The sequence below is a fragment of the Nostoc sp. KVJ20 genome (genome assembly GCF_001712795.1).
Lineage (GTDB): Bacteria > Cyanobacteriota > Cyanobacteriia > Cyanobacteriales > Nostocaceae > Nostoc.
Genome location: NZ_KV757669.1, coordinates 1 through 9544 on the forward strand (window position 1 = coordinate 1; position 9544 = coordinate 9544).

The 9544-nt window shown below is 43.0% G+C and carries 7 protein-coding genes and 1 tRNA gene; 6 read left to right on the plus strand and 2 right to left on the minus strand.

Going from position 1 to position 9544, the window contains the following annotated elements:
* The first annotated feature begins 559 nt into the window (after nucleotides 1-559).
* Nucleotides 560-913 carry a hypothetical protein gene (locus A4S05_RS26185; RefSeq protein ID WP_069072714.1) on the plus strand — a complete coding sequence of 118 codons (354 nt, stop codon included), beginning with the start codon at nucleotides 560-562 and terminating at the stop codon, nucleotides 911-913.
* Between the two features lie 40 nt (nucleotides 914-953).
* Here the strand turns inward: A4S05_RS26185 and A4S05_RS26190 are convergent, their stop codons facing one another.
* On the minus strand, nucleotides 954-3263 hold the full coding sequence (locus tag A4S05_RS26190; protein WP_069072715.1) for an IMS domain-containing protein: 2310 nt from the start codon (nucleotides 3261-3263) through the stop codon (nucleotides 954-956).
* A gap of 764 nt (nucleotides 3264-4027) precedes the next feature.
* Between A4S05_RS26190 and pdhA the strand changes: the two genes are divergently transcribed.
* The 3 genes from pdhA to A4S05_RS26205 all read left to right on the plus strand — a co-directional run bounded on the left by pdhA (nucleotide 4028) and on the right by A4S05_RS26205 (nucleotide 6175).
* Entirely contained in the window at nucleotides 4028-5062 is a 1035-nt protein-coding gene (pdhA, locus tag A4S05_RS26195) for a pyruvate dehydrogenase (acetyl-transferring) E1 component subunit alpha (protein WP_069072716.1), read from the plus strand.
* A 110-nt stretch (nucleotides 5063-5172) separates the two neighbouring features.
* A complete protein-coding gene (locus A4S05_RS26200; protein WP_069072717.1) occupies nucleotides 5173-6042 on the plus strand; it encodes an aldose epimerase family protein in 870 nt (289 codons plus the stop codon).
* A gap of 61 nt (nucleotides 6043-6103) precedes the next feature.
* Nucleotides 6104-6175: transfer RNA gene (locus A4S05_RS26205), tRNA-Lys, on the plus strand.
* A 277-nt stretch (nucleotides 6176-6452) separates the two neighbouring features.
* Here the strand turns inward: A4S05_RS26205 and A4S05_RS26210 are convergent.
* Nucleotides 6453-7271 (minus strand): PhzF family phenazine biosynthesis protein, encoded by an 819-nt coding sequence (locus A4S05_RS26210; protein WP_069072718.1) that lies wholly within the window; start codon nucleotides 7269-7271, stop codon nucleotides 6453-6455.
* A gap of 370 nt (nucleotides 7272-7641) precedes the next feature.
* On the opposite strand from A4S05_RS26210, the gene A4S05_RS26215 reads away from it, so the two are divergent.
* Together A4S05_RS26215 and A4S05_RS26220 are read left to right on the plus strand one after the other, a co-directional pair.
* Nucleotides 7642-7878 (plus strand): hypothetical protein, encoded by a 237-nt coding sequence (locus tag A4S05_RS26215; RefSeq protein ID WP_084227277.1) that lies wholly within the window; start codon nucleotides 7642-7644, stop codon nucleotides 7876-7878.
* A 47-nt stretch (nucleotides 7879-7925) separates the two neighbouring features.
* Nucleotides 7926-9308 carry an aminopeptidase P family protein gene (locus A4S05_RS26220; protein WP_069072720.1) on the plus strand — a complete coding sequence of 461 codons (1383 nt, stop codon included), beginning with the start codon at nucleotides 7926-7928 and terminating at the stop codon, nucleotides 9306-9308.
* Nucleotides 9309-9544 lie beyond the last annotated feature (236 nt).

Here is a 9544-nt window from a genome sequence, read left to right on the forward strand (position 1 = left end):
GTGATTAATCAACTTGATGAAATCCAGATTTTAGAGGACTAAGTTATGGCAGTTTTCAATTGCGTATAAAGGATGTTTGAAAAGTCTTCTAGTCGGGATCAAAAATTTTAGATCCCTCTAAATCTCCCGATAAATTGGGTAAGGCTACGGTGTACACACAAGTCCTAAAAACCTAGCTTGATAAGACTTTTCTCGTTCCCAGTCTCCGACTGGAAATGCATTCATTGAGTCTCTGACTCAATGCCAGATTGGAGGCAGAGCCTCCAACAGGAGCATTCCCATGTAGAACATGGGAACGAGATAAAAACGAGATAAACGAGAGAAGAATGGAAAATCAAGCTTTTTTCGACTTGTGTGTACACCGTAGCTTTCCAAGGGGGGATTAAGGGGGGTAATTTGACTTGTGTATACACCGTAGCCTTAAAAAGGGGGGAACCGGAATCAAAGTCCCCCTTTTTAAGGGGGATTTAGGGGGATCTAAAACCTTTTGTTACCGACAAGAGGACTTTTAAAACATCCTCTTAGGTTTAGCTTTTATTTCACCTTATTTCCAGAACTTGTGAATGCAAACGCAGTCATTCCATTGGAGGGTGGTTGGATTAGAGCTTCAGCATCTTTAGAATCTGATTACCCTCTCGCTATGCCAGGAGAGAGTGTAACATACTTTCCTGAGATAAAATTTTTTGGGACTTGGGGTAATCGATTTGGACTTAGCATCACCAGTGGAGATAGTGGTACATGGTTTTTTCAATCTCTCAAGCCAGGTAATTATCAGTTCCGATTTATCTATAACAGTCCAAATGAAAAGGTAAAAATATACGGTTCTGTAAGTAGAGATATGAGCTTAATAGAAGGTATTTGGACGGGTGAAGTATTAACTCCATTTGTGGAATTACATTTAGCCCAGCTTTGAAGTAAAACCTTGTCGCAGATCATCGCCTAAAAATTACAACTTATCTAATTATTTGATTCACAACAGATGTACTCTGAATACGCCATTTGCCTCGTTGTCTAATCAAATCATATCGAACTCGCAAATTATCGTTAGAAGAGTTTTTAAACTGACCATTTTCATATAACTGCGTCACTTCTTTAACCGTAGCTTCCACTGCGGCACGATCTGCAAATAAATCAATTCTCTCAACAGATTCCACCTTCAGACTATGCTCGTATTTCCGGTATCGGTTGTCTGACCTATTCTGTTGAGCAATCAGCCGCCATTGAGACAAAGCTGAACCAGTTAAAATCTGCTCTAAATTATTAATCTCATGATTCGGCCCTAAAGCTGCGGCTTTGGTAGATAGCCAAGTGCGAATCACTTCCTCTGCCGTTGTATCTGTTAAAGGCCCATCTAGTGCTTGTGGTTTACTATTTCGAGGAGGAATAAATACTGGTGGTTGATTTATTTCTACAAACAACCGTGAAATAGGTAAAGGTGGTTTGGGGAAAAACAGATTTTTTAACCATCCAAAAGTTGCTGTTGCTAATACCCCGAAAACTAATATACTCACTAAAGAAATAAACACTCTCCATACCAGCCGTGTTTTACCTTCGATGGTGTTAGGAAAAGTTCGCCGTCGCCGGGGACGACGAGAATGAGGACGATTATCTGGTAAACGCTCTCGGCTAGCAGATGGAGTAGGTTTTCTCCGCCTACGCTTTTGGTTATGACCGGGTGCAGCAGTCTTAGCTGAACCGTTCAAATGCTGATTAGAGCCTCTACTCATCCTTTCAGCAGCAGGAATCTCTGATTTTATACTTCCAGATGAATTCCAGATGGGTGGTGAGATATTTGAATATTCGGGTGTTTCTTTTGTTGGTGTTTCTGGCAAATCTAAGTCAGGTGTTCTGCTGTGATTAAATTGTGCTGAGGTCTTAGTTGAATTGTTGTGGAAATGGGGCTTATTTGTCTGGGTTTTGGGAAAATACTGGGGGTTAATTACAGCCCATTCATTAGTTGTTTCTGCATCCGTCGGCAGTGCTTCTAAATAAGCTTGTACCTGTTGGTTAGCAAAATAATCTTTTAGGAAAGCTTGCTGGTTCGCTAAATCTCGAAAATGGGGAAATACTTCGTGTTGCAACCACTGTTCTGCATATAGACACAGCCCTGGTAACAAATCTGGAGAGTCTTGAGATTTTTCCCGAATAAAAGCTAAAGCTTCGTACTCCTGACTAAGTTCTAAAACACGAGTCGCTTCTTCAGTTTGTCCCAAGAGTAATGCACATAGCGACTGTTCTAAATGTACATCTTGGCGTTTACCCAGACGGATGAGCATTTGCCTTGCTTGACGAATCAAAGCAGGTTGCCGTTGAGCAAATCCCCTTGCTATCAAGGCATAAACAGCCAAGTAAGTGGCAACAGCAGAATTGCGTTTGCTTTGGGCTTCAAATAACTTGTGCTGCTCTGCAACTGTTAAATGGTTGCGTAACTGCTGAATAAATCGCAGAAAATCATCTATGTTTAAACCAGAGTCATCATTGTTCGTGCCATCAATCCCGCCACGATCTTCTAAGAGGTTTTGTAATAATTCCAAGCCTTGGCTTCGTTCGGCAGTTTTTTCTTGAGGTAGTGCCAACAACTCCAAAATTCGATATGGTCGTAATTTGTAAAGATCCGCCTGAATTTCTGCCTGGACACTGGCGAACAACCCTTCGCGCACTAGCAGTTCTTGACCAGTTTCTAGGGATATAGCGGCATTTTCGTAGTGACCTTGCTGCCACTGTTCGCGACCTAATTCTAGACAAGCAAGGGCGACAGTGAGAACGACATCAGGATGTTCAGCACTTTCGTGTATTTCTTCGTCTGCTAAATTATTACCTTTTCTTGAACTTGTAGCACCATTTTTATTTACTAGGTACGGACGACCTAGTTTCAATACAAGTTCGTATTCTCCTAACTCTTGCAAAATTAATAAAGCGCCAACTAATTCGTCTTGGGTAATTTCAATACCTAGACTCTGGGTGTCACTACCCCTTTTGGTGCTTTCTGGTGGACGATTTTCCAGTGCTACTGCGGCAGCAGCAAGGTTATCAGGGTCATAGGCGTGGGCAAGATAGAGATGATCGTAGGTACTGCGTTGTTTTGGATCTGATAAAACCACGTAAGCTTCTTCTATGAGTTGTTTACGAGAAGAAATTGCTGCATGAGAATACTCACGTCGTGGCAATTGTACAATGCGATCGCTGTATGCCTGTCGCAATTGTTCTTCACTTGCCGCTAACGGTAGTCCTAAAATTCGGTAGTAATCTAGCGGAATTCGCACAGCCTACTTCCCCTGCACCGTGATCAACATAATTCACCTAGAGCTTTCCAGGCCTGTAAAACCGTGCCATAAAAACGCCGTGTAGAATTTACTCTACAAGTGTATATTGCAATAACTTGTTTTGTACCTTCCCGAAATTTTGAGTCACATTCTAGTACTAATTTTTGGCTTTCGCCCAGAAAGCCTCAATTGTTTGTCTTAATTCTTAGTATTTTTGTTTAACACGACCATTATCAGCCTTCGATACCACAAACCACAACTACCGCTTTTAATCACGGCATAATTGTTGTGGTTGCAAGAATCTATTGATGATTGATTTTTTCGGGACTTTCTCAGTAAGCGGTAATAAAAATACTACTATTTAGAGTTGACCCTGATAACAGGAGAAGAAAATCATATCATAATTTACCTTCAATTACAATTACCTATTTGGGTATATAGACTTTTGCTTCCTTTTTTTTAAATTGTTAATGGATATGCAGAAAGCAATCTATCTTGATTGCTAGTCTATGGAGGGGAATGGTGAGAGAAAAACCCAAAGCGACATATATTGTCGTTAGAGTCAAATCCTCACGGGGCATGGGCTGAAAAGTTAAAAATCAAAAATTAAAAATTCAGCTGTTCCCTAAGACCCTTTTTTGGTGCATAAATAAAGTTTGATTGTTGAGTCTTACAAACGCTAGCCTGTTAAAAGCTGAGGTGTTATCAGACCAACTTATTTAAGACCGTAACTTTAAGTTGTACAACAGGGATACTCAAAAATAATGGTTCAAGAGCGTACTTTACCCACTTTTAATCCTGCTACTACGCACATTACTAAAGAAGAAGGGTTACGGTTGTATGAGGACATGGTACTAGGGCGCTTGTTTGAAGACAAGTGCGCTGAAATGTACTACAGGGGCAAAATGTTTGGTTTTGTCCATTTGTACAACGGTCAAGAAGCCGTTTGCAGTGGTGTTGTACAGTCAATGCGACCGGGTGAAGATTATGTTTGTAGTACTTACCGCGACCACGTTCATGCTCTGAGTGCGGGTGTACCAGCAAGAGAGGTAATGGCAGAATTATTTGGCAAAGCCACAGGTTGCAGCAAAGGGCGCGGTGGTTCCATGCACATGTTTTCTGCCGAACATCGTTTGCTTGGTGGCTATGCTTTTGTGGCTGAGGGAATTCCTGTAGCAGCTGGAGCGGCTTTTCAAAGCAAATATCGCCGCGAAGTGCTGGGAGATAAAAACGCTGACCAAGTGACAGCTTGCTTCTTTGGCGACGGTGCAGCTAACAATGGTCAGTTTTTTGAGACGCTAAATATGGCAGCTTTATGGAAACTGCCAATTCTGTTTGTAGTCGAAAATAATAAGTGGGCCATTGGGATGTCTCACGAACGAGCCACTTCCCAGCCAGAGATTTATAAAAAAGCCAGTGTGTTTAACATGGTGGGCGTGGAAGTAGATGGAATGGATGTACTAGCAGTCCGAGCCGTGGCCCAAGAAGCTGTAGCCCGTGCCCGTGCAGGTGAAGGCCCAACATTAATTGAGGCACTTACATACCGCTTCCGGGGTCACTCCTTGGCTGACCCAGATGAAATGCGAAGCAAAGCGGAGAAAGAATTTTGGTTCGCCCGTGACCCAATTAAGAAGTTGGCAGCTTATTTGGTGGAGCAAAATCTGGCGGATGAGGGAGAAATCAAAGCAATTGATCGTAAAATTCAGGATGTAATCGACGAGGCAGTTAAATTCGCCGAAAGCAGCCCTGAACCAGACCCCAGTGAGTTATATCGTTTCGTGTTTGCAGAAGACGAGTAAATTTTGGGGACTGAGGACTGGGTACTGGGGACTGGGAAAGAGTTATTTTAATCCCTAGTCCCCAATCCCCAATCCCCAATCCCCAATCCCTAATCCCAGGACTAAAATTTGTGTTTAGCATTGCAGTTCAACAGCAACAGTACAAGACTTATATTCTTTCTGATGAAGCCGCTGGTTCTCAGTTGGAAGTCGTACCAGAACGCGGCGGTATCATCACCCGTTGGCGCATTCAAGGGCAAGAAATTTTCTATCTGGACACTGAACGCTTTACTCATCCTGATTTGAGTGTCAGAGGTGGGAATCCAATTCTATTTCCTATTTGTGGCAATCTACCAGAGAATACTTACACTCACAACGGGCAACAATATACTCTCAAACAACACGGTTTTGCTCGTGAATTGCCGTGGAAAGTAACAGAACAAGAAACTGGAGATAAAGCTAGTCTCACTGTTGTTCTTAATAGCAATGAGCAAACTAAGGCAGTTTATCCTTTTGATTTTCAACTGGCTTTCACCTATGAACTTCAAGGTAATACTCTAGAAGTCCGCCAGCAGTATAAAAACTTATCATCTACACCAATGCCTTTTTCGGCTGGTTTCCATCCCTACTTTTTGTGTGGTGATAAAACTCAGCTAGAGGTTGAAATTCCCTCTAAGCAGTATCAAGATAATCAAACCAAGGAAATTCACTCTTTTGACGGCAATTTTGACTTTAGTCGTGATGAAATTGATTTTGCCTTTGGACAGCTAACGAGTCAATCGGCTACTGCGATAGATCGCAGCCGGAAGTTAAAACTCACCTTGGATTATGATGATTTCTCTACCTACCTGGTATTTTGGACTGTCAAAGGCAAAGAATTCTACTGTCTAGAACCGTGGAGTGCCACCCGTAACTCCCTCAATACTGGTGATAACCTGACTGTGTTAGCACCAGGAGCTAGCCACACAGCATCTATAAGGTTGACTGCTAATTTTTTCTAAACCCCTTTACATATCTACAGATGTTTGTGCTATGATGGCAAAGTTGCGAAATGCAGCGAAAGGGTCGCTAACTCAACGGTAGAGTACTCGGCTTTTAACCGATTAGTTCCGGGTTCGAATCCCGGGCGACCCATATATAAAGTTTAAGAAAAACTTGCCTCTGTTTTTGAGATGAAAGCAGAGGCAATTTTTGTGAATGCGATCGCTCTGGAGAATCAAAAATTTTTGGATGAGCGATCGCTGTTGGTGAAAATCAAAAAAAATTGCGGATTCATGGAAATTAACTAAGTTTGATGTTTAATCAGTCATTCTATGGAGAATTCAGTGCGGGTTGAAAGTGAATAAATGAGTCTGAACTTTTTAACTGGAAGTATAGCCGTAGTCATATAGGGTAGGACAGCGTTGATTGCTCAATCAGAATTCCCTTCTGCCTTTCTTGATAATTCGCCTCGCAGAACAGTTACCGCTTGTCCGGCGAGAAAGACGCGATCGCCGCCGTCATAATACACCTTCACCACCCCACCGCGCTTGGATGCCTGATAAGCCAATAGCTCATTTTTGTGCAAGCGATCGCGCCAGAAGGGAGCGAGACAGCAATGAGTCGCCCCAGTTACAGGGTCTTCATCAATCCCTAAACCCGGTGCAAATAAGCGAGAGACGAAATCATATTGAGAATCAGGGTTGGTGAGGCTGGTGACAATGATTTCAGAAATAGGCAACGTTTTTAGTATTTGGAAATTTGGCCGAATTTGCCGTACCAAATCTTCAGATGCTAATTCCACTAAATAGCCAAAGGAATTTAAGAAAACAGATTTGTAAGGTACACCCAAAGCAGCCTTGAGTTCTCGCGGGGCGACTGTTTCTTGTGAGTGATTCACAGGAAAATCTAACTCAATCCAGTCACCTTGCAACTTAGCAATCAGCACTCCACTTTTAGTGTAAAAACGTGCAACTTCATTCTGTGATAAATACCCCTCTGACCAAAGCACATGGGCACTAGCTAAAGTTGCATGACCACAAAGCGGTACTTCCACCGTGGGCGTAAACCAACGTAGATTAAAACCATCATCCTGTTTAACTAGAAAAGCCGTCTCTGATAAATTCATCTCCTGCGCCACATTCTGCATCCAGCCTTCATCTTGGGGAGTAGGCAAAACACAAACAGCAGCAGGATTACCTGCAAAAGGTGTATTGGTAAAAGCATCAACCTGAGTAATGGTTTGTCCCATTAGAGTCACCTTGAAAGTTAGACAGTAATACATTTATCAGCAGTGGGTTCAAGATTTATGCCGACTGTTGCAATTCTTCTGAGGCTGCGGATCATTCCTAGGGGCGTACAGCCGTGTTACATCCAAACGAGAACCGCCATATACAAGACCTCTTGCAAAAGTGCTTTTTGCAAGAGGGGGAAAAGGGTAAAGGTTAAAGGGGAAGGGGGCAATACAGAACTTTTTACCCTTCCCCCTTTCCCCCGCCCCTTATCCCCAGAGGGGGCCCCACCTTCCCCTTTTCCCGACTTATGCAAGAAGTCTACAGTACCTTATAAATTAGGAATAGAATCTCCAAAAACTGGGATCAATGTCAAAGCAAAAGGGAAACATGACGATAAAAATCTTTAGAAGCATCTTTGTTGCTGTCAACTTGGCGTTAATTTCTGGAGGATTAGTTAGTTGTGCTATTGAAGTACCGCAGCCGCTTGCTCCAACTGAGCAACAAAAACCAGTCCTACAACCTAACCAGAATGACGAAGATGACGACGACAAAGATAGCGATCGCAAGAATAATGATCGCAAAAACGATCAAGACGATGACGACGATAAAGACGATAACGACTAAATAAAGGCAAAACTATCACCTTTATCCTTTTCTTTGAGTTTCCATTTATGCTGATCCAACCAACTTCTACTTCCCTTGTCGATACTTTACGTCACCGTCGGCAACAACTAGCCAACCTCATTAATTTTCCAGTAATTCTGTGGTCAGGTAATAACAGTCCGCGCAACTTTCCTGCAAATCCCTTTCCATTCCGTGCTAGCAGTCATTTTCTCTATTTTGCCGGATTGCCATTATCAAAGGCGGCAATTCGTCTAGAAGCGGGCAAGCTAGAACTATTTATCGATGATCCTTCACCCAGCAGCGCCCTTTGGCATGGAGAAATGCCAAGCCGTGAGGAAATAGCCCTGCATATTGGGGCAGATGTGGCCCGACCAATGGCAGAATTAGAGTCTTGGGTAGAAGATGCTGCCACACTTGCCGTACAAGATGCAACCACTTGGACGCAGCAATCGCAGCTATTAAATAGATGGGTTTTACCACAAAGTCCTCCCCAAGGAATTGACTTGGAGTTAGCTAAGGCGATCGTTACCCTACGCCTCACTCATGATGAAGCTGCATTAACCCAGTTACGAAAAGCTGCGGCTGTCACTGTTGAGGCTCACAAAGCTGGGATGGCAGCAACACCTAAAGCCAAGCTAGAAGCAGAAGTTCGTGCAGCAATGGAAGGGGTTATTATTGCCCACAATATGACTACTTCTTACAACAGTATTGTCACCGTTCACGGTGAAGTTTTGCATAACGAGCAGTATCACCACCCTCTACAACCAGGTGACTTACTGCTTGCTGATGTTGGTGCTGAAACTGAGATGGGTTGGGCAGGTGATGTAACTCGCACATGGCCAGTTTCCGGTAAGTTTTCATCTACCCAGAGAGATATTTATAATGTCGTATTAGCAGCCCATGATGCTTGTATTGCCAAAATACACCCTGGTGTAGAGTATGGGGATATTCATTTGCTAGCTGCTACGGTTATAGCTGAAGGTTTAGTAGAGTTAGGCATTTTACAAGGAAATCCCCAAGATTTAGTAGAGATGGATGCCCACGCGCTGTTTTTCCCTCATGGTATCGGTCATCTACTGGGTTTAGATGTCCATGATATGGAAGATTTGGGTGATTTAGCAGGGTATGAAGAGGGACGTGAAAGGAGCGATCGCTTTGGTTTAGGCTACCTTCGTTTAAATCGTCCCCTGCATCCAGGAATGTTAGTCACAATTGAACCTGGTTTTTATCAAGTACCAGCAATTTTAAATGATGCCAATGTCCGCTCAAAATATCAGAATGTGGTGAATTGGCAGCGTTTATCTGAATTTGCTGATGTGCGTGGAATCCGCATCGAAGATGATGTTTTAGTTACGACAGAAGGTAGCGAAGTTTTAACAGCCGCATTACCGAATGATGCTGATACTGTAGAGAATCTAGTTAATGGTTGAATTTACGCTAAATGTTACCCCACCCTAACCCTCCCCTTGCAAAGGGGAGGGAACCGGAGATCCAATTTTCTGCCTTTGCAAGGGAACGGGAGATCCGATTTCCCCCCTTTATAAGGGGGGCTAGGGCAGGGTGGTTTCATACAACGAGAGAAAAATAATAATGATTTGTATAGGGTGGAAATAAATGGATAACTAACAAGTATGAATCTCGTCGAACAATTGCAGCAAGTCCCAGA